The 25,633-nt window shown below is 43.8% G+C and carries 26 protein-coding genes, 1 pseudogene and 1 CRISPR repeat array; of the genes and pseudogenes, 12 read left to right on the plus strand and 15 right to left on the minus strand.

Going from position 1 to position 25,633, the window contains the following annotated elements:
• Positions 1-44: 44 nt before the first annotated feature.
• Complete coding sequence (locus LAY41_RS22860; protein WP_249103252.1) at positions 45-575, minus strand: orange carotenoid protein N-terminal domain-containing protein; 531 nt, start codon at positions 573-575, stop codon at positions 45-47.
• A gap of 218 nt (positions 576-793) precedes the next feature.
• On the opposite strand from LAY41_RS22860, the gene LAY41_RS22865 reads away from it, so the two are divergent.
• A complete protein-coding gene (locus LAY41_RS22865; RefSeq protein ID WP_249103254.1) occupies positions 794-1,165 on the plus strand; it encodes a hypothetical protein in 372 nt (123 codons plus the stop codon).
• Positions 1,166-1,269: 104 nt separating this feature from the next.
• Here the strand turns inward: LAY41_RS22865 and crtB are convergent, their stop codons facing one another.
• The 8 genes from crtB to LAY41_RS22905 all read right to left on the minus strand — a co-directional run bounded on the left by crtB (position 1,270) and on the right by LAY41_RS22905 (position 8,588).
• On the minus strand, positions 1,270-2,199 hold the full coding sequence (gene crtB, locus LAY41_RS22870) for a 15-cis-phytoene synthase CrtB (protein WP_249103256.1): 930 nt from the start codon (positions 2,197-2,199) through the stop codon (positions 1,270-1,272).
• Positions 2,183-3,625: a 15-cis-phytoene desaturase gene (gene pds, locus LAY41_RS22875; RefSeq protein ID WP_249103258.1), complete on the minus strand. Its 1,443-nt coding sequence runs from the start codon at positions 3,623-3,625 to the stop codon at positions 2,183-2,185. The genes crtB and pds overlap by 17 nt, the downstream gene beginning before the upstream one ends.
• A gap of 334 nt (positions 3,626-3,959) precedes the next feature.
• The gene (locus LAY41_RS22880; protein ID WP_249103260.1) at positions 3,960-4,406 is read right to left on the minus strand and encodes a DUF29 family protein; all 447 of its coding nucleotides are present in this window, start codon (positions 4,404-4,406) and stop codon (positions 3,960-3,962) included.
• Between the two features lie 93 nt (positions 4,407-4,499).
• Positions 4,500-4,841, minus strand: a complete 342-nt coding sequence (locus LAY41_RS22885; protein WP_249103261.1) for a DUF5615 family PIN-like protein — start codon at positions 4,839-4,841, stop codon at positions 4,500-4,502.
• A 3-nt stretch (positions 4,842-4,844) separates the two neighbouring features.
• Entirely contained in the window at positions 4,845-5,171 is a 327-nt protein-coding gene (locus LAY41_RS22890) for a DUF433 domain-containing protein (protein WP_249103263.1), read from the minus strand.
• 75 nt (positions 5,172-5,246) lie between these two features.
• Positions 5,247-5,837 carry a Uma2 family endonuclease gene (locus LAY41_RS22895; RefSeq protein ID WP_249103264.1) on the minus strand — a complete coding sequence of 197 codons (591 nt, stop codon included), beginning with the start codon at positions 5,835-5,837 and terminating at the stop codon, positions 5,247-5,249.
• 293 nt (positions 5,838-6,130) lie between these two features.
• Positions 6,131-6,937 (minus strand): NACHT C-terminal helical domain 2-containing protein, encoded by an 807-nt coding sequence (locus LAY41_RS22900; RefSeq protein WP_249103266.1) that lies wholly within the window; start codon positions 6,935-6,937, stop codon positions 6,131-6,133.
• Complete coding sequence (locus LAY41_RS22905) at positions 6,924-8,588, minus strand: NACHT domain-containing protein (RefSeq protein WP_249103267.1); 1,665 nt, start codon at positions 8,586-8,588, stop codon at positions 6,924-6,926. Before LAY41_RS22905 ends, LAY41_RS22900 begins: the two co-directional genes overlap by 14 nt.
• Before the next feature lie 223 nt (positions 8,589-8,811).
• Here LAY41_RS22905 and LAY41_RS22910 point away from each other — a divergent pair, with 223 nt between their 5' ends.
• Positions 8,812-8,997, plus strand: coding sequence for a hypothetical protein (locus LAY41_RS22910; RefSeq protein ID WP_249103269.1), 186 nt, complete (start codon positions 8,812-8,814; stop codon positions 8,995-8,997).
• Between the two features lie 64 nt (positions 8,998-9,061).
• Here the strand turns inward: LAY41_RS22910 and LAY41_RS22915 are convergent, their stop codons facing one another.
• The 3 genes and pseudogenes from LAY41_RS22915 to LAY41_RS22925 all read right to left on the minus strand — a co-directional run bounded on the left by LAY41_RS22915 (position 9,062) and on the right by LAY41_RS22925 (position 11,757).
• Complete coding sequence (locus tag LAY41_RS22915; protein ID WP_249103271.1) at positions 9,062-10,981, minus strand: GTPase family protein; 1,920 nt, start codon at positions 10,979-10,981, stop codon at positions 9,062-9,064.
• A gap of 36 nt (positions 10,982-11,017) precedes the next feature.
• The gene (locus tag LAY41_RS22920) at positions 11,018-11,353 is read right to left on the minus strand and encodes a XisI protein (RefSeq protein ID WP_249067368.1); all 336 of its coding nucleotides are present in this window, start codon (positions 11,351-11,353) and stop codon (positions 11,018-11,020) included.
• A pseudogene (locus LAY41_RS22925) lies at positions 11,341-11,757 on the minus strand (XisH family protein). Before LAY41_RS22925 ends, LAY41_RS22920 begins: the two are co-directional and overlap by 13 nt.
• Positions 11,758-12,137: 380 nt before the next feature.
• Positions 12,138-13,275: a CRISPR direct-repeat array (repeat unit 37 nt; unit sequence CTTTCAAAGCTTGTTAATCCCTTTCAGGGATTGAAAC).
• 39 nt (positions 13,276-13,314) lie between these two features.
• On the opposite strand from LAY41_RS22925, the gene LAY41_RS22930 reads away from it, so the two are divergent.
• Positions 13,315-13,578 (plus strand): hypothetical protein, encoded by a 264-nt coding sequence (locus LAY41_RS22930; RefSeq protein WP_249103273.1) that lies wholly within the window; start codon positions 13,315-13,317, stop codon positions 13,576-13,578.
• Positions 13,579-14,046 carry a type II toxin-antitoxin system VapC family toxin gene (locus LAY41_RS22935; protein WP_249103275.1) on the plus strand — a complete coding sequence of 156 codons (468 nt, stop codon included), beginning with the start codon at positions 13,579-13,581 and terminating at the stop codon, positions 14,044-14,046.
• 144 nt (positions 14,047-14,190) lie between these two features.
• Here LAY41_RS22935 and LAY41_RS22940 read toward each other — a convergent pair whose 3' ends face one another.
• Together LAY41_RS22940 and LAY41_RS22945 are read right to left on the minus strand one after the other, a co-directional pair.
• Positions 14,191-15,378 (minus strand): GTPase family protein, encoded by a 1,188-nt coding sequence (locus tag LAY41_RS22940; RefSeq protein WP_420840342.1) that lies wholly within the window; start codon positions 15,376-15,378, stop codon positions 14,191-14,193.
• Positions 15,379-16,017: 639 nt separating this feature from the next.
• Positions 16,018-17,406 carry a SulP family inorganic anion transporter gene (locus LAY41_RS22945; protein ID WP_249103279.1) on the minus strand — a complete coding sequence of 463 codons (1,389 nt, stop codon included), beginning with the start codon at positions 17,404-17,406 and terminating at the stop codon, positions 16,018-16,020.
• Positions 17,407-17,522: 116 nt separating this feature from the next.
• Between LAY41_RS22945 and dxs the strand changes: the two genes are divergently transcribed.
• From dxs to LAY41_RS22980, 8 genes are all read left to right on the plus strand, one after another.
• Positions 17,523-19,430, plus strand: a complete 1,908-nt coding sequence (gene dxs / locus LAY41_RS22950; RefSeq protein WP_249103281.1) for a 1-deoxy-D-xylulose-5-phosphate synthase — start codon at positions 17,523-17,525, stop codon at positions 19,428-19,430.
• A 113-nt stretch (positions 19,431-19,543) separates the two neighbouring features.
• On the plus strand, positions 19,544-19,882 hold the full coding sequence (locus LAY41_RS32995; RefSeq protein ID WP_476726992.1) for a DUF8147 domain-containing protein: 339 nt from the start codon (positions 19,544-19,546) through the stop codon (positions 19,880-19,882).
• 43 nt (positions 19,883-19,925) lie between these two features.
• Positions 19,926-20,156, plus strand: coding sequence for a DUF433 domain-containing protein (locus tag LAY41_RS22955; RefSeq protein WP_249103362.1), 231 nt, complete (start codon positions 19,926-19,928; stop codon positions 20,154-20,156).
• Positions 20,153-20,485 (plus strand): DUF5615 family PIN-like protein, encoded by a 333-nt coding sequence (locus LAY41_RS22960; RefSeq protein WP_249103282.1) that lies wholly within the window; start codon positions 20,153-20,155, stop codon positions 20,483-20,485. The genes LAY41_RS22955 and LAY41_RS22960 overlap by 4 nt, the downstream gene beginning before the upstream one ends.
• Positions 20,486-21,184: 699 nt before the next feature.
• Positions 21,185-22,246: an S-methyl-5-thioribose-1-phosphate isomerase gene (gene mtnA / locus LAY41_RS22965; protein ID WP_249103285.1), complete on the plus strand. Its 1,062-nt coding sequence runs from the start codon at positions 21,185-21,187 to the stop codon at positions 22,244-22,246.
• A 418-nt stretch (positions 22,247-22,664) separates the two neighbouring features.
• Entirely contained in the window at positions 22,665-23,396 is a 732-nt protein-coding gene (locus LAY41_RS22970; RefSeq protein WP_249103286.1) for a PEP-CTERM sorting domain-containing protein, read from the plus strand.
• Positions 23,397-23,596: 200 nt separating this feature from the next.
• Positions 23,597-24,130 (plus strand): type IV pilin-like G/H family protein, encoded by a 534-nt coding sequence (locus tag LAY41_RS22975; RefSeq protein WP_249103288.1) that lies wholly within the window; start codon positions 23,597-23,599, stop codon positions 24,128-24,130.
• Positions 24,131-24,233: 103 nt separating this feature from the next.
• Positions 24,234-24,782 (plus strand): type IV pilin-like G/H family protein, encoded by a 549-nt coding sequence (locus tag LAY41_RS22980; RefSeq protein ID WP_249103289.1) that lies wholly within the window; start codon positions 24,234-24,236, stop codon positions 24,780-24,782.
• Positions 24,783-24,943: 161 nt separating this feature from the next.
• Here the strand turns inward: LAY41_RS22980 and LAY41_RS22985 are convergent, their stop codons facing one another.
• Positions 24,944-25,513 (minus strand): HD domain-containing protein, encoded by a 570-nt coding sequence (locus tag LAY41_RS22985; RefSeq protein ID WP_249103293.1) that lies wholly within the window; start codon positions 25,511-25,513, stop codon positions 24,944-24,946.
• Positions 25,514-25,633: the final 120 nt, after the last annotated feature.

Consider the following 25,633-nt stretch of genomic DNA (forward strand, 5'->3'; position numbering starts at 1 on the left):
GCTGTCTGGCGAAGCTAGAACAGCCCTGCTGTATTCTTGGCAATCTACAAACTGGCAGTTTTGCCAGTTTCAGCTTGAGTGGGAATTGGCTTAACGTCGCTGTAGCCCATGTTACTGGCTACTGTACGTAAAACTGATATTTGCCCCTCAAAATCTAGTCCTTCAATTTGCGAGAGTGCATCGTTGATGGATTGAGCGGCTTGGTAGCCTTCGGGCAGATCCACTACCGTATCGCCCATACCCTGTGCCCAAGCATACCACGCCATCAACTGGTTATTTTGTTTGAGAGCGCCGTAGGCACGGGAATATTCTGTGTCTTCGCGGTTGGCAATTTCTCGCATTACTGCCAGCTGTTTATCATCTGACAATTCGTAAAAGTCTCCCATCAACTTGGGAGCTAGTTCGGGGTCAGTTGCTGTGGGAGCCGCTGGCGTAATTGAATCTCCCATTTTTTCATAAATAAAATAGAGCAGTGCTAGTTTTTCATCCGTACCCAGAGCTTCAAAAGCATCAACGAATTTTTGTGTCTCTTGTGTAAGGGCTTGAGACTTGATGGTGTTTTGACTTGCAATCATAAGTTGTTTTCCAATGATAATTACAGCGGTTCCCTAAGAAATATCAGTTTTAAGTTCTTGAAATCGCCCTCCAATAGAAAGAGTTCGATCCATTCATTTTGGTAGAGTAAATATTCCTTAAACTCCAATTGGAGATCTATCTCAAGAGAGTCGAAAAAAGGAAATGTGTCTCGTTAGGATTAATTACATAGATAAAAAAGTGCAAATAGGAGAATGTTATGGCCGAAAAAATGACTCCCAACCCGGCAGAAGCTACCACTCAGGATGCTCAGCTAGTGGCTGAGAATATGGTGGCGGGTAAGGAGAAAATGCCAGAAATCGATGTCAATGCTGACTACGAAGCATCAAAGGCTTTCAGCGTCAGTGAGATCGATCGCACTGGGGCAGGTACACAAGCAGCAGCAGAGGCAACTGCACCTAAATTTCAAGTCGGCCAAGCGCAAGAAACGACTTATAAAGCAGAAGCCACTGGCAATCCAAATGACTTCATAGATATGGCAAGGGACGTTAACCCTACATCTGTAGGTGTTGGCAACGTTTCCGACGATTTAGTGAAGAAAGCTTTGGAAAAGGGAAAACCGGGGCAGTAAGTTCGGTATTTGTTTCGTTAGGGAATAACGGTTTATATCGCTCAACCACCTAAGAGTTGAGCGTTAATTTTTATATGACAGAATCAGACTCGATACAAGGAGACTCAAAGTACTTTCGATCGCAACCCGGCTATGGGCAAACAGAGAAGTTTGCGGGGGCCAGAAACGAAAGCTCTTTGCCGGAAGACATCGTACTGGTTGCGTTCGATCGCATCTAAAATCTGCTGATAGAGCATCAAAGCTGTCCATACAGGCCAACGGGAATCGGCACAGAGTCTCCTGATCCCTTTTTCTGCCAGAGTAAAGAACTTGCGTGCCCGTTGGATTTGGAAGCGCATCAGTTCCCGCCATCGTTCATCGACCACACCCTTAAAGAGGTCGTCCTCTGTGTAATTAAACAAAGCTAATTCTTCTAAGGGTATGTAGATACGACCCCGGCGGGCGTCTTCGCCGACATCGCGGAGGATGTTGGTAAGCTGGTTGGCGATGCCCAATGCGATCGCTTCTTCAGTGGGAATGAGGACATCCTTATCCCGGTTCCAAGGCGCGGTGTGATTCGATGTATCGACGCCCAGTATAGCGGTAGACATTAAGCCAACCGTACCTGCTACCCGATAGCAGTAGAGGTTAAGTTCCTCAAACGTCTCGTATCGGCTACGGTACAAGTCCATACGCTGTCCGGCAATCATATCCCGAAACGGCTCAATGTCCATCGGGAACTGTTGCAGCGTATCTACCAAGGCCACATCAATATCATCTAGCGGATCGCCAGCAAATAAACATTCCAGTTGTTTTTCCCAACCATCTAAAGTTTCGTTGGTTGTTGTACTTGATTGGGGGCCATCTACGAGTTCGTCAGTGCGACGGCACCAGGCATAAATCGCCCAAATCGCCCGACGCTTGGCCTCTGGCATCAGTAATGTGCCTAAATAAAACGTCTTGGCGTATTTGGCTGTAACCTGACGACAGAGTTCGTAAGAGTTCGACCGAGAGGCCAGCGTTCTCATGCGAGGGTAATTAGACAGTTGCAGCATTTTTCGCAGGCTGGGAGGTTGTCTGAGTTTTGGTTGCCTCTTGCACCATTTGGGGATGAGCTTCGGCGATCGCCTGCGCTGTCAGCTTACCAGAAAGTGTTGCTCCTTCCATACTCGCTAAATAGCGTTGCATGGTGTAATCGCCAGTTAGATAAAAATTTGCTATCGGTGTTTTTTGGGAGGGACGGTGTTGCTGGCGTCCTGGAGTTGCCTTGTAGACTGAGCGTGGCGTCTTTACAACGTGATATTTGAGCAATTTAGCTGGGTTATCAGTCCCAAAGTGGTCGGGGAAGAGTTTTTCTAACTCTGCGATCGTCGCTTGCACGATTTCTTCATCCGATCGATCGATCCAATCTTTTGCCGGGGCTAAAACTAATTCCAGCATGGAGCGATTGGGATTGGCGTACTCGCGACAGGTATTGCTCATGTCAGCATAGACGCTGAGCAGGTGAGAACGGGAAAACAGCAGGTGGTCGATGTCGGTGAGTTTGCGATCGAACCACAGATGCACGTTAATCACCGGCACCCCTTCTAAGCCTTCCAGCTTGCCGAAGAAGTCCATCTGCTTCCACTCTTGGGGTAGCATCACCTTTAGGGGGTCAACCGGCATGGCAGAGACGTACAGATCGGCTGTGAGAACTTCATCGGGTCTACCGTCCAACCCCCGAATTAGGAAACCGCGCACTGTCCCATCAGGATTAAGCAAAAACTCCTTCAGTGGGGCATTTAACCGCACTTCCCCGCCCCGTGCCGTAATGTAATCTACGATCGGCTCACACAAGCGCTCAGTCGGCGAACCATCCAGAAATGCCATCTTGGAACCGTTCTTTTCCTGGAGGAAGCGATTGAGGGCAGTCAGCAGAATTGTCGCCGAAATTTCTGACGGGTCAATAAAGTTCAGCGCCTTAGACATGGCGATGAAAACTTCTTTCTCTACCCTTGGGGGGATGTTTTGTACTTTCAGCCACTCCGACCAGGAATATTTGTCCATTTCCTCGACATACTTCTGCCCTTTAATCATCGCCGGAATTAGGCCAATCCCGAAGCGAATTTTTTCAGGCCATGTCAGCATATCGTTATTGCCCAGAATTGCCACAATACCGTTGAACGGTGCTGGGATGTCGGGGAAGTCGAAGCGGGAGTATGTACCAGGGGCGTTTGGTTGATTGAAGATCATTGTGTGTTCTTTCCACTGCAATCGATCTTCGATGCCCAGTTCTTTGAATAGCTGCAATATATTGGGATATGCCCCAAAGAAGATATGCAGCCCAGTTTCGTACCAGTCGCCGTCAGCATCTTTCCATGCGGCAACCTTACCGCCCAGTACGTCACGCCGTTCTAATACAATGGGCGTGTGACCTGCGTCTGTGAGATATTTAGCGCAGGAAAGTCCTGCCAGACCTGCTCCAGCGATCGCAACTCGCATTCGTTGGTTCTACCCTTACTCGTGCTTCCGTCTTTATCGCTCTCATTATAAGTTACAAGTCGTTACATTTTTAGCAGTTTAGCGATCGCGAATATGCAGAAGGGTGGGCAGTGCCCACCATAAATCCTGCCTCTGAAACGCTAAATGGCTTTTCTGCTTGCTGGCGAAAACAGCGCCACGGCGTTAAGAAACCGGGTTTCTTTGGGCGTAATTAACAAAATAGGACTTCCGCAACTGGCACATTAAAAAAGGTACGTAGTTGCGCTTTAGCGCTAGATTTGCCGCTAAAGCGCAACTACGTACCCTTCTTCCCCTAGTCCCTAGCCCCTAGCCCCTAGTCCCTAGCTATATCTCCTTCTCGTTCCCAAATTAAATTCATAGCGTTTTTAATAATTTCCTCTTGATTAACTAATTGACTTAGTTCTTCAGGTTCATATTTACCTTCAAAGGCTTCTATCGCCGCTTTTTCTAATGCTAAATCATAAGCATCTTCTAAAGTTGCTGCTAATTCTTCTTCACTCATATAAGTTCCTTTTGCTTTTTCGCGAGAATTAGTGCGTTTAATTTGCTTGACAGAATTGCGAATAGAAAGATTCCAAGACCTAGTTGTGCGATTTTCAGCAGATTGCTTAATCAGATGCAGAAGCAAAATGATGCCATAACTAAATATTTTGTTCAGTTTGTCGGATTTGCTCATTTCTTCTAGTTCTTCTACCAATAACAAAGCTTCTGCAATATTACCTGCGTGGAGTAGTTCTTTGAGGGCAAGTAGTTCTTCCATTGGATTGATTCCTCCTGGATTGGGCTAATTAATTTTAGTATAATGGCTGAAAATATTATATAGCGATCGCATTAATGGGCGAGCGCCTTTTTTTTATCTCGACGGACGAATCACTCGAATTAATTTACCTCTCAAGTTTTCTTCAGCAAAAATAGCATCGTTAATGCGTGTCGCTTGTCTTTCTAAGTTTAGGTCTTCTTTGCAGACAATAATACCTGCATGATTTGGTTCTAAACGATGCAGTCGGATAAAATCACCCCAATTGCGGGTTAAAACAGCACGATTATTGCTAATAGCGAAAGCTAAAACCTCTTCATCAGGAATACCAAATCCTGACTTTCCCGCTTCTCTAGAAGTTAAAACATCGTGACCGAAAGCACGTAATAATTCTACGATCGGCAGTGGGAAGTTTTCATCTGCATAAATACGTGCCATTTTTCAATCTTCCTCATTTCTTAATATTGCTGCCTCAATTTCTTCGGGGTGTGCATCAGCATAAGCCCAAGCATTCACTAAATCTGCTGCACTCAAATGAGGAAAATCCTGTAATATTCTGGCATCAGTAGCACCCAGACGACGGTAATTTACCAGCGACCAAATAGGGATGCGAGTCCCAGTAATTCTGGCATCGCCACCACACACGCCGGGAGTTTTTTCTATTCCTTGCCAAGTGTTGCTTAAACTTTGGACTAATAGCTGAATTGCCTGTGCTTTTTCTGCCGGATTTAAGGCAAGGAGTTGTGGTTCTAATTCTTTGAGTGTCATAGTTAAGAATGGTTTTGAAATAAGGTAAAATTTATAGCGGATATCAGTTGAATGAAATCAAACTTATATCTAAAATTAGGACATAATCGGATTGAGATCCAAAACAAACCCAGGTAATACATCTTCACCGGAAAGAGCAGCAGGATTTTCGAGTATTTCTACCTCTTGATTTGGGCGATAAATTTCTACGCGCTTATTTTTTCGGTCAATTAACCAACCCAATCCTGCACCGTTTGCGATGTATTCTTGCATTTTTTCTCGCAATTCTGTTAAACTATCGCTAGGAGAGCGTAACTCGACTACAAAATCAGGACAAAGGGGAATAAATTTTTCTCGTTGTTCGGGAGTTAAGGCATTCCACCGCTCAATGCTTACCCAAGAAGCATCGGGAGATCGATCGGCCCCATTGGGAAGTTTGAAACCACCATTAGAATCGAAGGCTTTACCTAGATTATTCTGACGACTCCAGGCTTGAATTTGAAAAGTTAAATCGGCATTGCGGTTGCTAGTTTCTCCTCCGGTTGGTGGCATAATTAGTAATACTCCTTTGGCTGTACGCTCAAATTTTAAATCGCGGTTGTTTTGACACATTTGGAAATACTGCTCGTCACTTAAATCGATTTTTAATTTGAGGGTAGGAGTTAAGGCGATCGTAGGGGCGTCCATAACCTTATCCAAATAGCTGTTGTTAAACACTTTTATTATAATATCAGATTAAGCAAAGAAGTGATGTTTGACCAGAAACCCGGTTTCTTTGTACCTCACTCACCTGAAAAGAGTTATATTAATATTTTAGCGTATGTCTAATTTCATCGATTTTCTAGGTAAGTTGTTGCGCTTCAGCGCTAGATCCAGCGCTGAAGCGCAACAACTTACCTATATCAGTTTGTAGGGTGTGTCAGATTTTGAAGATATCGATTTATACAAGATTTTCGACTTTGACGCACTCTACTAATGTACTAGGAAATGGGTTGTTGACGTTTTTCGATTTCGGCAATGGGTAAGAGTAGGGTGTCTTCTATTTCTTGTCTTACTTCGCGGCTGACTGCACAACCGCTATTCAGGCAATCTACCAGCAATTTATTGGCATCGTAATACTGCTTAAGCAATGTTTTCTGCTGTTCGTTGAACTGCCAATCGTGACCAATATTGCGATGCTCAATCATCACTACTCTTAATTGAGCAGTCCAGTATCGACCAGAATACTTCCCCCACACTAAGTTTTCTTCACTTCGACCCTCTGCTTCATACAGTTGAGATATAAGTAGTTGCAACTTTCCCTGTAATTCATAATCAAGATATTTAATATGGCTAAAAGCCTTGTGGAGGTGTACAGTAATGGGAATGAAAAGATTGCCGACAACAGATGCGTCACGAGTATTTTGGATACCGTAAACCATGAAATGGCTGGAAATGAAATCAAAGGCGCGGGCAAGGGTTTGGGCGAGATAGAAGCTACAGTTAAGGTCAGGGATATCATTAAAGTTGAGATTAAATTTGTAGGCAAGAGTAAAATCAGGTTCAAGATCTGGACCGCGTAGACGCGCGATATTTGTAGATCTTCCCGGAACGTCGTCTAAGTAGAGAGTCAGAGCGAGGGAAAGGGCAAAGTAAAAGGCACGAATAGCTGCTCTACTACAATAAGTATCAACTGCAATATATCTTTGATTCAACACACTTAGAAAGTATTGTAAATTTTCATCAGAGGCAGCAATCGCATCAGCCTGTTGCTTCATTAAGCGGATAAAATCATCAGCGTTCTGCATTCGGCATCATCTCCGCAGTTAATAAAAATACTTCGCGCCAGCGTTTCTCAGTGATGTGGCTTGTCAGATTCTCCAAAGCCTGTGAACCAGAACTATCAACAAAGTATCTTGCGGTTAAATACTCTTGAAATGTCAAATGAGAAAAAGAGTAAATTCCCCTTGCCCGTTCCACCAATAACCCGTGTTGCGCTTCAAGAGATTTCAGCATTACTTCACTATTCTCCAGTAAAGTCTCAGACTCCGTTTGTCCGCCCAATAAAGAGCGGAGATATTCAGCTATGATTCCTTGCACTTTACTTTCTTCAAAGAAGTAATCGCCTCGCTCAAAGGTAATAGCCGCCACCTGACTCAGCAGCTTAATTTTATGTGGCAATGACAAATTTTGATAAACTTCATCTCGTTTAATCTTCCTCTCCTTATCCCACCTGACTAAGAGAATATCCAGCCCATCTTCATACAACTTCGAGCGTTTCGACGGAAATTCACCTTTCTCTTTGAAAACAAAACAGGTTAGATTCAGCAATATCGGAGTAACAGCTAGTTCTCGTATTGGATCATTTTCTCTCAGATTCAGCTTTTCAATAAACCGCTTCGCTGTCGCTTCTCCCTCTTCTCGATTATTCTTCGCAACTGCAATAAACCATTTTTTCGCAAACGTTTCTACTTGGTGAGAGTCAAAATCTGCTACCTCAACATCTGTAAAGTTTTCCTCTGTGAACCTGTACTTTGCAGCAGCAATGCGACAGGTGATGATAAACTGATTTTGAAAATATCTTTGGCAAAACTTTCTGATTTCGTCTATCACTTTATCTTCATCAGCTTCGGAAACTTCATCTAATCCATCTAGCAAAATCAAGACACGACCCTGATTAAGTAGGGTTTCTGTTACCGATTCATCGACAATGCCACAATAACGAAATTGTTCGTTATTGATATAATTAAATAATTTTAATTCGGTTTCACCACTAGAATTTTTAGCAAAATCTTTGAGACTGATAAAAATTGGTATTAGGTGCGGCTGAAACTCGCCTAAGTTGCACTTAACAGCTAACCACTTCAAAAATGTGGTTTTACCCGCGCCTGGTTTGCCGAGTACCATCAGCTTAGAGTAACGCTTGACAGCTTCCAAACCTGGTACTCGTTTTTGAACCCTACCTAGTCCCAGTCTGTCAAAATCATCTGATTCTGGGTTGAAGCCTTGCACCAAGTCAGGAATTTCTCGCCGTTGCTGGCTGGTTATTTTTTCTAAGATATTGACATCGGTGTAGATTTCTGTTGTATCTATTGGCTGTTCGATGTCCAGCATCCGCATTGTGCCGCACTGATATTCGATTTTGGCGTGGCGCTTTTGGCGGACTTGCTGCACCAGTGCATCGATATCATTCTCGTTAGCCTGCTTTTCGGATTCCGATACAGATGCAATATCACCTCGTCCAGGCTTTAGTCGTAAAAGACCAAAAATTCTAACAGCAACCTGGTTTTCAATTTTTTCACCATGAAAAAATTTAGTGAGTTGCTGGCTACTTAATGCCTGATCAGACTCTTTAGCAACTTCCAGCAGCCTTGTTTGCTTTCCTCCGTGATTTTTCTCAAGTGCTTCCCTTGCTTTTCGGATTCCATCTTCACTTACTCGAACTATCTGCGGCTTCATAGTCTTACCCCGATACTAGCAATCCAAATGTTAAAGTTTTATTAAGAAACTAATTTGACCTCGCTCTCAAATCATCATACCAAAACTCAAATAAAGTCAAATCTAAAATCAAATTTACTCAAATTTAATTCAAATATACCTCAAATCGTTTGCTGCAAAGCATTGGAGACTCCATTGATAGGCTGGATTTGTACAAGTAATTGCTTAAACGGAGCCTTAATTCATGGACTTTATTTCTTTAATTACAACGATTTTCCTGACTGCCATTTTATCTTGGGCTGTGGAAAGAACTGGCGATGTTGTTTTGAAGGTGATTATGGAAAAGGGAAAGTGCGATTTGCCTAAAAGCGATCGCTTCCTTTCACCCACTTCTACCCATTCCGAACAAGACGAAGACAAAGACAAGTAAGACTTTAAAGATTATTTTAAGATAATCTAGCATACTAAGTACGGAAGATTCCAATTTGACGATATCACTCATGTAATTTGAGATAATATTGAAATCGCTCTCGCAGTTGTGGAATCGTCAGATTGGCAGTCCAGTACTCCACCAAGGCGTGACCAAATGCCCAGGCGTTGCGATCGGGTAAACCTGCATTTTCGAGCAGCAGGGGCCACAGAGATAGCAGATCGAAGTTAAGTTTGTTAGCATCGTCTGTATTCAAAAGTGAGAAGAGGTCGTAAGCCATCTGGAGTTTGCCAATCACTACAGGCAACTGTTCGACGGGAATTTGTTCTGCTAGTAGATAAGCGAGAGTTGGCGATCCTGTGGATAGGGTGGAAATGAATCTGAGAACGGGACTTTTGATTAGTGTAGTTAATCCTTGGGTTGTTGCCATTTGGAATGTGTAGCGATCGATGATTTTAGCAGCTGCGATCGCACGGGCGTCCAAATTACGCAAAAATCGGGCAAGGCGAATTTGCTTGAGAGGAGAAATGGCTTCCACCAATGCTAATGATAGGGCGTCTTCTCCCCAAGCAGTTCGACCCGTTTTTAGATCGCCTGTAACGACTGGTAAAACAAAATCGCAAAACTCACCTAGTTGCTTTTGTCGATATTCGGTAGCTTCTCGAATGGCAATTTCTTTGGGCCGATCGCCCCATTCCCAATCATAAGGTGGTTGCCATTCGCGGATCGGACGCAGACGATCGACTTGGGTGACAATTGCGATCGCAGGTAAGTCTTCAACTGTGGCTTTGATGTCTTGGAGAAAGTCTACATCCATTTGCAGGGCAGGATCGATCGCAGGGGTGACTAACAGCAGCAGATCGGCATTTTTGGCATAATCTAGTACTAGCTCTCGTAAGTCTGCACGGTTGGCTTGTTCGTAGCCGGGAGTATCCCAAAGGGTAAGAGTTTCTGTGCTTTCGGCTTGCCAGCGATAATTCTGAATGCTAGAGGTACTGGGTAAAATATCTACTGCGGCTAATTCTGCCTGAAACAGGGTGTTAATCAAGCTGCTTTTTCCAGATCCCGTTCTTCCCGCCAGCAGAATATTGACGGGTTTCTCCTCAACCTCCGCTACAGGTTCTGCTTGTGATAGGATTTCTCGTAGAGTTTGAGTCTTCGCTTTCGGTAATGTCGGTGTGGAAACGGAAAATTCTGCAACTGGCAGGGTAGCGCCGCCGTAGAGGGCTACAGCTTGCTGACATAAGTTCCTCAGCGCGGCTTCTCGCATCATCTGGCTCAAGTTTACCAGCAGTTCCTGAGTAGCGCGGTTACTGTAACGCTGACTGGCAAATTTTGCTACCGCTACTGCCGGGTTCAATAACCACTGAGCCCAGTTCCATACTTGCCAGAGTTTACGAGCGGATGGTTCTAGTTTGCGATATACTTCGTATGCTTGGTATGCTTGCCCAACCGTGACTTGATTGAGGGCTGGAGATAGTTTTTGCATCCACCGATCTAAGTCATCCATTGTGCCCCGAATCAGTCCGTAAGCTTGGGGAACGTAGATGGAAAGCAGGGGATATTTTACTTCTGGATGATAGATATGTGCGATCGCAACCACGAGATCTTGGCATCGCGTCCAAAAGGTTTGCCAGTCTTCCCAAATTGCGCGATCGTTCTGTGCAGTCTTCAGGATATCTTGTAGTGCTGTTTCGGCTCTAGTAACGGTGTCATTTCCTTCTGGTAGCGCGGCGGTATCGGCTGCGGTGGATTGCAGTTCTTTGCTGACTTCTGCCATTACAGCTTCCATCTGTTCTACCATCGGTTGAGTCCATCTGACTAGCAGCCAACGCCAGCCTACTAAGATAAAGGTGAAGAGGGCCCAGATCCAACTAATGCCCCACGACTGGATCTGCAATCCTGCCGATACCATTAGGAAAGTGACGATCGTTGCGATCGGCGTTGCTAATACGATCCATTGCCACAGTTTTAAGCGCACCATTGCTTTATGCCTGCCTAGTGTCCATCGCCCACTGTCTTAAGCTACACCATACTCGGTGTACTGGCGCTTGTAGGGTGGCTGTAACCCTAAGATAATATCCTCTTTGGATACTCCCATTGCCACCAATTCCTGAGCTATCTGGATATCTGTTGCATTGCGCTGAATCCAAATTTTTTCGTTTTTAATATCTAAGTGCATTACACAGTTATAAATGCGATCGTATCCATCCCAGCCAATATCTAAAATCTGATAATGGTCGCGTTCTGTATCGAAAATAAGTTGAACTTCAACATTTGCTCCGCAATGTTGATAGTTGCCATATTCGCTCAGTAGCTTCTGAATGTACTGACGGTATTGCTCTAGTTTTGCCATTGTACAATTACCTCATTCATTGGATCGAAGACAATCACTTTAACTTGATACTGTTGGACTGAAACACGAGCCAGATCGCGATTAAAAAATGAACGATAGGTTTACAAGGGAATTGCTAAATAAAGAGTTCGATCGGGTTCGCTGAATTGGAGTGCCAACCGATAATTGAGAAATTGCCCCAATGCAGTATGGTAATCATATAGTTCTGACTCATTCAAAAAGCTTTTGATTTCAACTGCAATCTTTTCTCCTGCTTTTTCGGCTGCTAGGACTCTTTCTGCACCTAAATCAATTGATACTTTGTCTTTACCAAACTTTACTATCAGCGGATCGTGTGTAACGATCCATCCTCCCTTCTCAAGTGCCTGTTTTATAGCTTCGTGGAAGATATCTCTAGCAGACACAAGCAGAATCCAAACTCTGTATATCCATAATAGCGATCGCTAGACTTATAATCGCACGACAGCCACTGGGCGATCGGCCCTCAGTCCCCTCACTGAGATAGTGTATTTAATTAAAAACAGAAATTCTTCGCGCCTCTGGGTAGATGTTTTTCCAAGCGGACAGAAAATTTTGCCTGAAACCCTCTCTAGACAAAGGTTTGGCTGGGATTATACCTGAAATGCGGTAGTCGCGATCGTCGGAAAGCTTGCCAAAACTGGCTTTGAGTCTAAAAAAAGCGATCGGGTTCTTTACAAGTTGATATCGGAAATGCTATGTTGTTACTCGGTAGTCGCAAAAGCACCTTGAAAACTAAATACAATCAGCATTTCAGCTAGCTGGCCTTTCAAAGCTTGTTAATCCCTTTCAGGGATTGAAACTGCTATCGCTATATTACTTGCGGAAGCGTCCCTTTCTTTCAAAGCTTGTTAATCCCTTTCAGGGATTGAAACTTTTTGAAGACACTGCGGGGCATGAGGACGCGCTTTCCTTTCAAAGCTTGTTAATCCCTTTCAGGGATTGAAACTCCAAAAAGCTAAAGGCAATGTGTTGGAAGCGATCGCACTTTCAAAGCTTGTTAATCCCTTTCAGGGATTGAAACTCAGCTTTGATCGCACAAGAATTAAGAAATCCTGCTACTTTCAAAGCTTGTTAATCCCTTTCAGGGATTGAAACGGGTTTCCGACGCCGTTAACTGTGCCAGCCAAAGCTCGCTTTCAAAGCTTGTTAATCCCTTTCAGGGATTGAAACCCCGGCCTGTGGGTTTGCTTCCCGCTGCGGTTGCTTTCAAAGCTTGTTAATCCCTTTCAGGGATTGAAACCTGAGCTTAAGTCTTGCTTGCCCTGCCTGACTTTCCTTTCAAAGCTTGTTAATCCCTTTCAGGGATTGAAACTCAACCACCGCTTGGTGTGTAGCGATCGCTGATGGTGTGTAGCCTTTCAAAGCTTGTTAATCCCTTTCAGGGATTGAAACGCAACGCCGACCTTGGGAACCATGCCAAGCTTGCCCTAAACTTTCAAAGCTTGTTAATCCCTTTCAGGGATTGAAACGCATTTGATAATAGATACCTTGAAGTAGTGTTTGTAGCTTTCAAAGCTTGTTAATCCCTTTCAGGGATTGAAACTCGGTAAAAATACTTTGGAAAGACATCCTAAATACCTTTCAAAGCTTGTTAATCCCTTTCAGGGATTGAAACCCCTTGTTGACGGTTGATTCAGAAGATCCTGATTTTCTTTCAAAGCTTGTTAATCCCTTTCAGGGATTGAAACTTCAAATCTGAAAGACTATATCCAGTGTTGTAATCTTTCAAAGCTTGTTAATCCCTTTCAGGGATTGAAACTTTCTATAGCTTTGATGTTAGCGTTAATTAATTCCTTTCAAAGCTTGTTAATCCCTTTCAGGGATTGAAACTGGATGCTTAAAAGTAACCCCAACAATACGCCCACTTTCAAAGCTTGTTAATCCCTTTCAGGGATTGAAACACTCCACTTTAAATAACTTCGTTTAAAATCTAAAAACTTATGGAACAAGCAATCCTTAACCAAATTATCGAGCGACTACAGATGCTCGATATGGACGAACTACATCAACTTAATCAGGCTATTCAAACACATCTGGCTGATAAACAAAAAGCCACTCAAAAAACAAAATTTCACCAAGCACTATTAAATTCTGGCTTAGTTAAACAAGTCAAGCAGCCCTCTTACAGTCGGCAAACTGAACGGCGACTAATTCAGGTACAGGGTAAGCCTGTTTCTGAGACAATTATTGAGGAACGCCGCTAGATGGCAACTTATTTTGTAGATAGCAGTGCGCTGGTCAAACGCTACATCAGTGAAAGTGGTTCAACATGGGTTTTAACTTTGTTCGACCCTGCGTTGAACAACGACATAGTGATTGCCGCCATTACAGGTGTTGAGATTGTCGCTGCAATTACACGACGGGCACGTGGGGGAAGTATCAGCGCTACAGACAGGACGGCAGCGTGCAATCAGTTCAAGAATGACCTACGCTTTGAGTATCAAGTTGTCGAGATAGCAGACAACATAATCAATTCGGCAATGGCATTAGCTGAAACCTATGGATTACGAGGTTATGACGCAGTTCAGTTAGCAGTAGGTCTTGAGATAAATGCTCTCTGTGTAGCTAACAGTTTGCCCCCTGCGATATTTGTATCGGCTGACGATGAGTTGAATGCAGCAGCAGCAAGTGAAGGGTTAATAGTTGAAAACCCCAACAACTACCGCCCTTAGAAACTCGGTAACTCCTGCGAAACCGGGTTTCTGGGAGTTCAGTTAATCTATTTGTAGGTTGGGTTGAGAAAAGCGAAACCCAACAACTTAGACTAATAAGTTGGGTTTCGTTCCTCAACCCAACCTACATTGCTATCCCAACTTTTAACTTTTAATCCCTCTAAACCGTTCTTGCGCTGACTTAAACGCTTCTTTCATGACAGACTGAATTTGCTTGGGATCGGGTTTTTTACCTCCCATCAAATCACCGAAATAAACGCAAGCTCCTTCACCGAGTGCTAAAGTGTAGGCAGCAGCCCAGGAAGCCGCGATCGCACTCCCGAAAACAGGTAAGAATTTGACCAACTCCCGTCCCACTGCTTGTGCTAAAAAGCCACCTGCGATCGCACTTACAACACCCCCAGCCTGAGATGGCGTCAGCGTCTGCCCGTATAATTTGCCCAACAGCCCCACCATCGATACTTGCAACGCAGTCAGCACAGGCATCGTAGCAAACGGCAGCGGTACAGCCGCCAACGCAGCTGCCATAATGGAAAATGCCAAAATGTAACGGCGTCCGACATCTCGGTAGAGATTACCAATTTGGTTACCAGCTTCGTTATCCAATAACTGATAAATCGCACGCGCTTCAGCTTCTGGGAGTAAGTCAGCCAGAGAATCTCTCAGCGCCTCTAAGCCATAAAATACTGGCGTGTAGCTATCCTCTTCCAGAGTAAAGTCGATCGACACAGCGCGATCGCACAATCCCGTAAAAGCTTGTTGTATCGCCGCAAAAGCTCGATTGAGTTCCTCATAATCTGGTGGATAAACAGGATGATCCTCCGTACCGGGAGGATAAACCTCATGCAAACAGGTAACCGCCAGCAGACAAGGAATATCTGGATACCGCAGACGCAGCTGCTGAACAATTTGTCGCAAAGTCTCGATCGCAAAATCATTAATTTTGACAGTCACAATCAGAACTCTAGCACCGCGACTTTCCTTTTGCAGATCTCCAATCAATTCCTGAATAATTGTTTCAGTGTCCTGTTTGACATCCCCCAGTCCAACCGTATCTGTAAAAATCAGTAACGGCAAATCGTTGGAAGGATAAGCATAACGTTCCGTGTGTTGCGTATGAGGACGAAATCCCTGACCCACAATCTGGGCCGAAACTCCCGTCAGTCCTCGTACAATCGAACTTTTTCCAGCCTGGGGCTTACCAATCAGCAGCGCTTCCGTCGTTGGCAATTCGGCGCGAACAGTCTCCAAAATCTCCGCCACGCGATCGTCGCTGACCCTAAACCAGTCTACCACCGTCTGGGCTATGCGATCGGCGGGTAACAGTCGCATCAAGCTCGTGGTTGCATTGTTCCAGACATCACCAATGGGGTTTGTCCGGGAATTATCTAACGCCCCAGTCTTCACCCCATCAGTAGGTTCGCTCAATTGCGGAGAATCAGTCAATGGCTTCTCAGCATTATTTTCCTCAGTCATTCGCATCAAAAAGGACGGCAGACCCCATAAGGGGTGGATACTTTCTAATCTTATATTCTTTTATCTACAAAGCGGAAAAGCGGGGTTAAAACCCCGCTTTCTCTTTTAATCCGATACTTACGATACTTATAAGTTGCCTGTTGTAGGTTCGGCAGTTTCCAATTAGGTGGTTTAGTTATCCCCTTTAGGGATTTCTATTCCATATTAACGCAAGTAGAAGTGGTAATTGTAAAATTTTCATTAAATTATGTCAAGTTCCCGTAAAGATGTTGTCGGGGTGCGATCGTAAGTATACTCAGCACGGTCACAGAACGAGCTTTTTTAACCCAGCAGTAGGGGCGAAGCATGACCGTATTAATTTGTTGGTTGAACCCAAAGATATTTACCGGAATGCTTCGCCCCTACAAATCAAAAATAACAGTTTGTGCCCGTGCGGAGTATAGCTGGTTGAAAAGAACCGTCCTCCTTGTCCTCCTTGTCCCCCTTTTGACTTTCTTATCCCCCTTTTGACTTTTGACTTTTGACTTTTGACTTTCTCTGCCCCCAAACATAGAGAACTGCGGCGGTAACAGTACCAACCAGAATTCCATTTTCAATTCCCAGCCCCAGTACTGCGAAAAACGTCACCAACAGCGAAGCAGCATCAGTTTTGTTATAGTTCCAAATATCTTTGATTGCGGCAATATCAATCAACTTCCAAACTGCCACAATAATAATTGCGGCGAGGGAAGTTTGCGGCAGAAAATAAAACAAAGGCGTGCAAAACAGAACTGTGAGAGCAACTAATAGGGCAGAGATAATAGAAGCAAGACCCGTATTGGCACCAGCAACAAAATTCACCATCGAACGGCTTAAACCACCAGTCACTGGATAACCGCCAGTTACTGCTGCACCCAAATTAGCTACTCCCAGCGCTACCAATTCCTGATTGGCATCTACATTCTCGTGGCGAAAACTAGCTAAAGATTTGGCAATAGCAATACTCTCCATAAAACCCACAAAACTAATGGTAAGAGCAACAGGTAATAAAGCCTGCCAGAGGTTGGCATCTAAAGATGGCAAAGTGATCGGCGGTAAGCCTGTGGGAATTGTGCCGACAACTTTAACAGCAGCATTCTGATTTAATCTCAGTCCGTAAACCAGCAGCGTTCCTAAAATTATTACCAGTAAAGGTGCTATCTTGGTGGTAACCATTGTCAGACCATCAGATATTTTCCAGCGTTTAAGCTGCACTTCCAAAAAACTGTTGAAATAAATTAAAATCACAATACTAACCAATCCAATACATAGAGTGACAAAATTTGTTTTGTTCGCTTGTTGGATGAGGTAAAACAATAACTTGTAAAATTTATCGGTTTGGGGAATGGTAATTCCCATCAAATCTTTCAGTTGAGTAATAGCAATTACCAAAGCTGCTGCCTGAGTAAAACCAGATATGACCGAGTGGCTGAGAAAGTTGACCAAAAAACCAAGTCTGGTTAATCCCATTCCTAATTGAATGATCCCAACCAACATTGCCAGAGTTAACGCTAAAGCCAAATATTCTGGAGTACCTCTGTCTGCTAATTTTTCCATACCAGTGGCAACCAGCAGGGATACCATAGCGACGGGGCCAACTGCCAAGGTGCGCGTCGAGCCGAGTAGGGGGTAGAGTATGAGGGGAAGAATGCTGGCGTAGAGCCCTACCTGGGGCGGCAAACCAGCCAGAAGGGAATAAGCCATACTCTGAGGCACTAGCATAATGGCGACAATAACTGCTGCCATGAGGTCGCCGGGTAAGTCTTGTGGGGAATAATTGAGAAGCCACCCTAGAGAAGGCAGATAATGGCTTAAGTCGTTCTGTTCAACTTGTTTGGGAACTTCAGCAGCTTGTGGGTTGTTCAATTTTCGTTAGCGATAGTATCTTAAGCATTATTACTCACCGAGAAGAAAGAAAGATTAAATCCTATAAAGTGAAAAAGGTAAAAATAGTTTAATAATCCTCAAGAGAGAACCCCAGTATGCACCTGAGTGAAGTCACCCATCCAAACCAGTTGCACGGTCTTTCGATTCATCAGCTCAAGCAAATTGCCCGTCAAATCCGGGAAAAGCATCTGCAAACCGTGGCAACCAGCGGTGGACACCTTGGGCCTGGTTTGGGAGTAGTGGAACTGACTCTAGGGCTTTATCAAACCCTAGATCTCGATCGCGATAAAGTGATCTGGGATGTGGGTCACCAAGCCTATCCTCATAAGATCATCACAGGTCGCTACAGTCGCTTCCACACGCTACGCCAGAAAAACGGCATTGCCGGTTATCTCAAGCGCTGTGAGAGCAATTTTGACCATTTTGGAGCCGGACACGCCTCCACGAGTATCTCAGCAGCCTTGGGCATGGCTCTGGCGCGGGATATGAAAGGCGATAACTTTAAGGTGGTGGCGGTAATTGGCGATGGTGCGATGACGGGCGGGATGGCGCTAGAGGCGATCAACCACGCCGGTCATTTGCCCAAAACCAACTTGCTGGTAGTCCTCAACGACAACGAAATGTCGATTTCGCCCAATGTCGGTGCGATTCCCCGCTACCTGAACAAAATGCGCCTTTCTCCGCCAGTGCAATTTATCACTGATAACTTAGAGGAACAATTCAAGCATCTTCCTTTTGTCGGCGAATCTCTGTCTCCAGAATTGGCACGCATCAAAGAAGGGATGAAGCGTTTAGCAGTTCCCAAAGTTGGCGCGGTGTTTGAAGAGTTGGGCTTTACCTACATGGGGCCGGTGGACGGTCACAATCTGGAAGAACTGATTGCTACCTTTAAGGAAGCGCATCAGCATTCTGGCCCAGTGCTGCTTCACGTGGCAACAATGAAAGGCAAAGGATATGAAATTGCCGAAAAAGATCAGGTTGGCTATCATGCTCAAAGCCCTTTCAACCTCGCTACTGGTAAACCAATTCCCGCTAGTTCGCCCAAACCTCCTGCTTACTCAAAAGTGTTTGCCCACACTTTAGTTAAACTAGCAGAAAATAATCCCAAAATTGTCGGTATTACTGCGGCGATGGCAACGGGAACTGGTCTGGATAAATTGCAAGTTAAATTACCCAAGCAATACATTGATGTGGGTATTGCGGAACAGCACGCTGTTACTTTGGCAGCTGGTTTAGCTTGTGAGGGAATGCGTCCCTTAGTGGCAATTTATTCCACTTTTCTACAACGCGGCTATGACCAGATTATTCACGATGTTTGCATTCAAAATTTGCCCGTCTTTTTCTGTTTAGATCGGGCCGGTATTGTCGGTGCTGATGGCCCAACGCACCAAGGGATGTACGATATTTCTTATCTGCGCTGTATTCCGAATATGGTGCTGATGGCTCCGAAAGATGAGGCAGAATTACAGCAGATGGTAGTGACGGGGATTAATTACACTGATGGCCCGATCGCAATGCGCTATCCTCGCGGCAACGGTTACGGTGTACCCTTGATGGAGGAAGGTTGGGAAGGTTTGCCGATCGGGAAAGCAGAAATTCTCCGTTCTGGCGATGATGTACTGATCTTAGGTTATGGTTCGATGGTTTATCCCGCAATGCAAGCGGCGGAAATTCTCAGCGAACACGGTATCGAAGCAACTGTAATTAATGCGCGGTTTGCCAAACCGATCGATACTGAGTTAATTGCACCTTTGGCTAAACAAATCGGTCGCGTTGTTACCCTGGAAGAAGGCTGCATTATGGGCGGCTTTGGTTCGGCGGTGATGGAAAGTTTGATGGAAAATGATGTAGTTGTGCCAGTCAAACGTATTGGCGTACCGGACATTTTAGTCGATCATGCCGAGCCAAAAGAGTCTTTTGCCGAGCTTGGTTTGACACCTGCTCAAATTGGCGATCGCATTCGCAGCGCTTTCTTTAGCAAGCAACCTTCTGCGGTTAGTTAATTTGTCAGGTTTTAACCGCAGATAAACCTGGATGAACGCCGATAATTATGTGTGTTTGTTTGTGTTTGTCTGCGGTTATTTTTCCATTCCAAATCAACGAAACACTTACGTTTATGAATCCAGGTTTAATAGCTGTATTACTTTTGCTATTCTTCAGCCCATTTTTATTGATTAGCTATCAGACATTAATCAAATTGGGCTTGATCTGGAAGTTACTTTTACTACCAATAGCTTGGTTGGTTGGGCTGTTAATTGGGGTGATATCTGGAATTTTTCTTACTAAACTACTTGAGTGGTGGAGTAATTACAATCAGCCACCTTCAGAATCAGGGTCAATGGGTGGAATAGCATGGCTTGGTATATGGTTGATTGTAACATTGATCCTGAGTGTCTTTTCTACTGCCATCTCTACTTGTCTGACTGCAAAGTTCTTTTTAATAATTGGTTTTTGATGGTGTGCTATAATTAAAATATCAATAAGTTTGTCAAATGTCTATGAGTTATCGCAACATCATTACTATTGAGCCAGGTAAACGTGGCGGTAAGCCTTGTATCAGACGAATGCGGATTACAGTATACGATGTTTTGGGCTGGTTAGCAGCTGGTATGTCTGTGGCAGAAATTTTAGATGACTTCCCAGAATTGACAGAAGAAGATATTAAAGCTTGTCTGGAATTTGCAGCGGATAGAGAACGTCGTTTGATTGCTATAGTGGGCGAAACTTGAAACTACTATTTGACCAAAACTTAAGTCGGAAATTAGTAACTCGGTTAGCTGATATCTTCCAAAATGCTAGCCATGTTCAGTTTCATGCGCTGACAGATGCAGACGATAGCGAGATTTGGGAGTTTGCGAAAATTGAAGGATTTTGTATTGTTACTCAGGATGCTGACTTTGCAGAAAGGAGTCGTCTTTACGGTTCACCACCAAAAGTAATTTGGCTGCGGTGTGGTAATACACCGACAAGCAACGTAGAAGCAATACTTCGATCTGGGGCAGAGGCAATTCAAGAACTTATGAGTAGTGCGATTTTGGATTGTCTTGAGCTTTACTGATCGCCAATTTTCCAATCAAATAAATGGTTTAAAAACTCGCTTTTGACTAAATAGAGGCAAAGAAAACCCTAATTAACTTTCCTCTCAATATCCATCCCAGATAGCGGTTTACAATCTACAAAACTGACTGAATCTGGATCGAGAAAACCAGATATCGCCATTTCTAACACAGCCTCTACCGGATATTCAATTTCTATTGAGTACGCAATCAACGCCTGCTTAATTTTATTGGGAAGTTCTGTAGGGACACGGCACGATTAAGCTTATTCCTTTACCCAAAATATCTCGGATGCCGTGTCCCTACATACTTGTCTCTTAGGAGGACTTTCGCTATTAGCCCGGAGGTTAAAACCTCCGGGCGGGCTTGTCTGCTAAATAGATAAATTTTTACCACAGATGAACACAGATGAACACAGATGAACACAGATGTAAGCGTCGTCTTAAGGTGGGGAATACAGAGATTTTATCGAAGGATTTTACCCAACCGATGCTACCAAACAAAAGATATATCCAATTTTATTTATGTACCTGACAATAAATCTTAATCTACATCTGTGTTCATCTGTGTTTATCTGTCTTTCATCTGTGGTAAAAAAAGGTAAGTTGTTGCGCTTTAGCGCTAAAGCGCAACAACCTACCCATTACCTTTCAGATAGACTCCAAATGCGAGATAATAAACTAAGCGATTTAATTTAAACCATGACATCTACTACTTCCCCAGTTTATCCAGTTATTTGGCAAGATGACCGCGTTTTACTCATTGAGCAAAATCGTCTACCAACTGAATACACTTTTGTCGAAATTACCTGCTGCGATGATATGGCGCACGCGATCAAAACGATGATTGTACGCGGCGCACCAGCTATCGGCGTAGCAGCAGCTTACGGGATGTACTTGGGTGCAAGAGATATTCAAACGGAAAGCAGAGATGAGTTTTTGAATCAGTTGGAAAAAATTGGCGAAACTTTGGCGCAAACTCGTCCGACTGCTGTTAATTTGTTTTGGGCAATTCAGAGAATGTTGAATACTGCCCGTCAAACTTTGGGGCCAGTAGAATATCTGAAAAGCCTTTTATTAGAAACGGCGAAAACTATCAACGCAGACGATATCAAAACTTGCCAGACAATTGGCGATAAAGGTTTGGAAGTTTTACCAGCTAATCCCGAAAAGCTGACTATTTTAACTCACTGCAATGCGGGTGCTTTGGCAACTGCTGGCTACGGTACGGCTTTGGGGGTGGTGCGTTCCGCCTGGAAATCTGGACGTTTGGAACGGGTATATGCTGATGAAACTCGTCCCCGTTTGCAAGGGGCAAAACTAACAGCTTGGGAATGCGTACAAGAAGGTATTCCTGTTACTTTAATCACCGATAATATGGCGGCTCATTGTATGCAGCGTGGTTTGATTCATGCTGTGGTTGTGGGTGCTGATAGAATTGCCGCGAATGGCGATACTGCTAATAAGATTGGTACTTACAGTTTAGCACTTGTGGCGAAAGCGCACAAGGTTCCTTTCTTTGTTGCGGCTCCTCTTTCTACGATCGATTTTTCGATTAGTAATGGCAGTAAAATTCCGATTGAAGAACGAGATCCCACTGAAATTTACAAGGTGGGAAATACGATGTTAACCGCAGAGGGTGTAGAGTTTTACAACCCAGCCTTTGATGTGACGCCTGCTGAATTGATTACGGCCATTATAACAGAATATGGCGCAGTCGCTCCCGCTGAGTTACAACAGTTTCAGGTGAAACAAGTAGTTTAGTTGATAGTTCATAGTTGATAGTTCATCGATATAGCTATGAACTATCAACTATTTTTATTGCACAGCAGGATGCTGCTATACGCCGATTGTGGTAACAACTAAAAAGACTAATTATAGCTAGGGGCTAGGGGCTAGGGGCTAGGGGCTAGGGAAGAGGGAAGAGGGAAAAGGTTACTCCGTAAGGGATTTGGAAAATAAGTAAGAGTTGGAGTTGCCCTAACCGCCTTGGCGGTTGCTATATTACCCTGTAGTAGGTAAAAATTGAGAATCGATGAGAAGTCGATGAGAAGTCGAAGAAGTCAATGAAAAGTCAATGAAAAGTCGATCGTAACTCGAAGAAGTCAGTCGAGAACTCGAATAGTCACCGTCTTTAATAGAAGGTGACAGATCAACAGGTAGTTTTTTTTGGAGAATTTTTATGAGTTTATCAAGTGTGCTGAAAAAGATATCGAGCGGTGCAACTTCGATCGAAAAAACTACGATCGCCACTGCTGGAGTAGTAACGTTGATAATTTTGGGTACAAGTAATGCAGCACAAGCAGCCATACTCAGTAGATTTGACTACGACACAAGTTGGGTAAACTATAGAGGAGGAGAAGGGATAAAAGTAACCTTTGGCATTACTGATGAAGCTTTTAACATACCAGTCAACGACAGAGGCAATTATCGATTAAACTATCTAAAAGCTTTTACCAATCGTTCATCTAAGTTGTTTGATGATATTGAATTGACAAAGAATGATGTCGGTAAAATATTTACAGCTACTGCCGATACAAACCCGGACTTTAAAAACTTTGCTTCCCTCTTGACCGATGGGGAAAATAATAAACTAATCTTTGCTAAAGAATATATTGGTTCACCAGTGGCAATTTTTGTGGGAAAGGATGAAAAAGATTGGTGGTATCCTAGTCAAGGGTCAAAAGAGGATAATAAAATCGACTTCAATGGCTACATCATTGACCAAATTAGCCTACAACTTGACTCTTCAGACCTATTTAAAGTAACTTTCACAATAGAAGGTCATCCCCAGGTTTCTGCTAGTACATCTCAATCAGTTCCAGAACCCAGTTCTGCGATCGGTCTATTACTTTTTGGTGCTGGCGGTGCGGTTGCTGGATTCAAACGTAAACAGCAAATATCTCACGCATAAATAGCAAGAAACAGGGTTTCTTGGAGAAACCGGGTTTCTGCGTTGGCACCTTAGCCAAATAGTATTGTTGTATGCTGTTTTTTCAAAGTCGATGAGATCTCGAATAAGTCAGTCGAGATCTCAAATAGTCACTTGCTTTAATAGGAAGTATCTCAGGGTAGAAAAGTTTTACTTTCCCCTTTCTTACTAAGAGGTTGATTATGAGTATCGAACTTCGCGTTAAGTGGTTGCTATATATCCTAAATAAGAATGGCAATCGAGGCTACAGCTACATTATAGAGCTTCTTGTTTTCATGTTCATTATTGGCATTTTGGCTGCTATTGCTTTGCCTAGTTTTGTGAATGAAGCCGGTAAAGGCAAACAATCGGAACCAAAACAATATGTTAGCTCAGTCAACAAAGCACAGCAAGCCTGGTATACAGAGAAAAATGGGTTTGTCACTGGCACTGCGGAAGCTGCATTCGCTAGTTTAGGCGTTGGCATCAGGACGCAAACCACTAACTACACATATTCAATTTCAGGTAATACTAGAAACCTAGTTCATGTATTAGCTATACCTAGATCATCTGCTATTAAAGGATACGCGGGAACTGTAGGTTTGGTGGGTTCTGGAGTTGACAAGACTTCCCAGTCAGTAGTTTGTGAAACTACTATAGCTGGAAAGACACCGACTGGTGGTACGGTGAATGGTAATGATGTTGTATGTGGTAGTAATATGCAGCAGATCAAGTAAGAGGATGTATTATGTGGAATTTTGATTGCATTTGTTAACAACAGGCAGTAAATTAACCAGAATTTACCATTTACCTATTTATTTTACCCACCAAAGGCTACCAATGAATATCGAATTTCGCGTTAAGTGGCTGTTATATATTCTGAATAAGAATAAGAATCGAGGGTTTAATATTGTGACGCTGATTGTTGTGATCTTCATTCTGGGAATTTTGGCTGCTATTGCTTTGGAGAGCCCGCATCTTGGTCAAGCCCAGAAAGGCAAACAAGCTGAAGCGAAACAATATGTTAGCACAGTCAACAAAGGTCAGCAAGCATATTACACAGAGTTTGGGAAATTTGTAACAACCAGCGACGAGAATGCCTGGAATAGTTTAGGGTTTGGTATTAAAACTCAAACTACTAACTACAAATACTCAATTTCACCTATTGGCGACGGCAGAAACGGAGTTAACGTTTTTGCACACAATACCCCAACAAATAAAGGCCGTAAAAACTACACAGGAGTTGTTGGTTTGGTAAGCATAAATACTGGTGATAAAACCATGCAGTCAATAGTATGTGAAACTAAAATTGCTGGAGATGTACCCATGCCGGGTGAAGTAACTGCAACAGAAGTAAAATGTGGCAGTAATTCTGATCCTGTCAAGTAAGATAATTATGCTCTCTGGAAACAACATTGTAGGGGCGGGTTTTGCCATAATTCTTGTCAGTTAGCCAAAAATTATCTGCCAAACCCGCCCCTACGAAACGCTATGAAGAAAATCGTTTTATTGCACCTCACAGCGGCTGCAAGCCGCTGTAAATGGCATAGCTAAGAATTAGCCAGATGTTCCAATTCTGAAACAACTCGATCCAATTCGTCAATTAGAGGCGATGACCAAGCTTGGCGAAAAGCATTTACTAAAGCGCGATAATACCAAAGACTTCCTTCTCTACCTCCCTTAAATCTTTCCCAAACTGACTCTCCCAACACCCGATAATCTTTCAAGATCGATCGCGCATTATACAGTTTATCCGATGCCGAGACTAATAGCACCGACAAGGAAGCCGTCGGGATGTGGGCAATATAAGCTTCTTTGCGCTGTCGCCAGGGGGGTTTGGGGGTGGTGTCGGAGTCTGTGCAACCATCCACAATTGCTGTGACGGTATCCCCGAAGCGGCGGCGAATTTCTGACCGCGTGGCTGCACCGCCTTGATCTTCTATGGCATCATGGAGTAAGGCTGCGATCGCTTCATCTTCATTCGCCCCATATTCTAAGGCTATACTGGTGACACCCAACAAATGTGCAATGTAAGGAACGCCGCTTCCCTTACGGACTTGGTTAGCGTGCAGTTGAGTGGCAAAAACGAGTGCTTCTGTAAAACGTTCGGGAAGAATCATTGAAATTTATGTTTGGTTTTTGGTTGATATTAGCTTATTAATGGCAGAATCGTTCAACCCAACCTACTATGAGTAAAAATTTTGGTGGAACTGTGCATAAAGTAGGATGTAGAAGTTTGT

Origin of the sequence: Argonema galeatum A003/A1 (assembly GCF_023333595.1) — a bacterium.
Lineage (GTDB): Bacteria > Cyanobacteriota > Cyanobacteriia > Cyanobacteriales > Aerosakkonemataceae > Argonema > Argonema galeatum.

What these genes read in the sequence shown, in the direction of transcription:
- LAY41_RS22860 (WP_249103252.1), bottom strand. Translation starts at nt 575, where the DNA reads ATGATTGCAAGTCAAAACACCATCAAGTCTCAAGCCCTTACACAAGAG.
- LAY41_RS22865 (WP_249103254.1), top strand. Translation starts at nt 794, where the DNA reads ATGGCCGAAAAAATGACTCCCAACCCGGCAGAAGCTACCACTCAGGAT.
- crtB (WP_249103256.1), bottom strand. Translation starts at nt 2,199, where the DNA reads ATGCTGCAACTGTCTAATTACCCTCGCATGAGAACGCTGGCCTCTCGG.
- pds (WP_249103258.1), bottom strand. Translation starts at nt 3,625, where the DNA reads ATGCGAGTTGCGATCGCTGGAGCAGGTCTGGCAGGACTTTCCTGCGCT.
- LAY41_RS22880 (WP_249103260.1), bottom strand. Translation starts at nt 4,406, where the DNA reads ATGGAAGAACTACTTGCCCTCAAAGAACTACTCCACGCAGGTAATATT.
- LAY41_RS22885 (WP_249103261.1), bottom strand. Translation starts at nt 4,841, where the DNA reads ATGGCACGTATTTATGCAGATGAAAACTTCCCACTGCCGATCGTAGAA.
- LAY41_RS22890 (WP_249103263.1), bottom strand. Translation starts at nt 5,171, where the DNA reads ATGACACTCAAAGAATTAGAACCACAACTCCTTGCCTTAAATCCGGCA.
- LAY41_RS22895 (WP_249103264.1), bottom strand. Translation starts at nt 5,837, where the DNA reads ATGGACGCCCCTACGATCGCCTTAACTCCTACCCTCAAATTAAAAATC.
- LAY41_RS22900 (WP_249103266.1), bottom strand. Translation starts at nt 6,937, where the DNA reads ATGCAGAACGCTGATGATTTTATCCGCTTAATGAAGCAACAGGCTGAT.
- LAY41_RS22905 (WP_249103267.1), bottom strand. Translation starts at nt 8,588, where the DNA reads ATGAAGCCGCAGATAGTTCGAGTAAGTGAAGATGGAATCCGAAAAGCA.
- LAY41_RS22910 (WP_249103269.1), top strand. Translation starts at nt 8,812, where the DNA reads ATGGACTTTATTTCTTTAATTACAACGATTTTCCTGACTGCCATTTTA.
- LAY41_RS22915 (WP_249103271.1), bottom strand. Translation starts at nt 10,981, where the DNA reads ATGGTGCGCTTAAAACTGTGGCAATGGATCGTATTAGCAACGCCGATC.
- LAY41_RS22920 (WP_249067368.1), bottom strand. Translation starts at nt 11,353, where the DNA reads ATGGCAAAACTAGAGCAATACCGTCAGTACATTCAGAAGCTACTGAGC.
- LAY41_RS22930 (WP_249103273.1), top strand. Translation starts at nt 13,315, where the DNA reads ATGGAACAAGCAATCCTTAACCAAATTATCGAGCGACTACAGATGCTC.
- LAY41_RS22935 (WP_249103275.1), top strand. Translation starts at nt 13,579, where the DNA reads ATGGCAACTTATTTTGTAGATAGCAGTGCGCTGGTCAAACGCTACATC.
- LAY41_RS22940 (WP_420840342.1), bottom strand. Translation starts at nt 15,378, where the DNA reads ATGCGACTGTTACCCGCCGATCGCATAGCCCAGACGGTGGTAGACTGG.
- dxs (WP_249103281.1), top strand. Translation starts at nt 17,523, where the DNA reads ATGCACCTGAGTGAAGTCACCCATCCAAACCAGTTGCACGGTCTTTCG.
- LAY41_RS32995 (WP_476726992.1), top strand. Translation starts at nt 19,544, where the DNA reads ATGAATCCAGGTTTAATAGCTGTATTACTTTTGCTATTCTTCAGCCCA.
- LAY41_RS22955 (WP_249103362.1), top strand. Translation starts at nt 19,926, where the DNA reads ATGAGTTATCGCAACATCATTACTATTGAGCCAGGTAAACGTGGCGGT.
- mtnA (WP_249103285.1), top strand. Translation starts at nt 21,185, where the DNA reads ATGACATCTACTACTTCCCCAGTTTATCCAGTTATTTGGCAAGATGAC.
- LAY41_RS22970 (WP_249103286.1), top strand. Translation starts at nt 22,665, where the DNA reads ATGAGTTTATCAAGTGTGCTGAAAAAGATATCGAGCGGTGCAACTTCG.
- LAY41_RS22975 (WP_249103288.1), top strand. Translation starts at nt 23,597, where the DNA reads ATGAGTATCGAACTTCGCGTTAAGTGGTTGCTATATATCCTAAATAAG.
- LAY41_RS22980 (WP_249103289.1), top strand. Translation starts at nt 24,234, where the DNA reads ATGAATATCGAATTTCGCGTTAAGTGGCTGTTATATATTCTGAATAAG.
- LAY41_RS22985 (WP_249103293.1), bottom strand. Translation starts at nt 25,513, where the DNA reads ATGATTCTTCCCGAACGTTTTACAGAAGCACTCGTTTTTGCCACTCAA.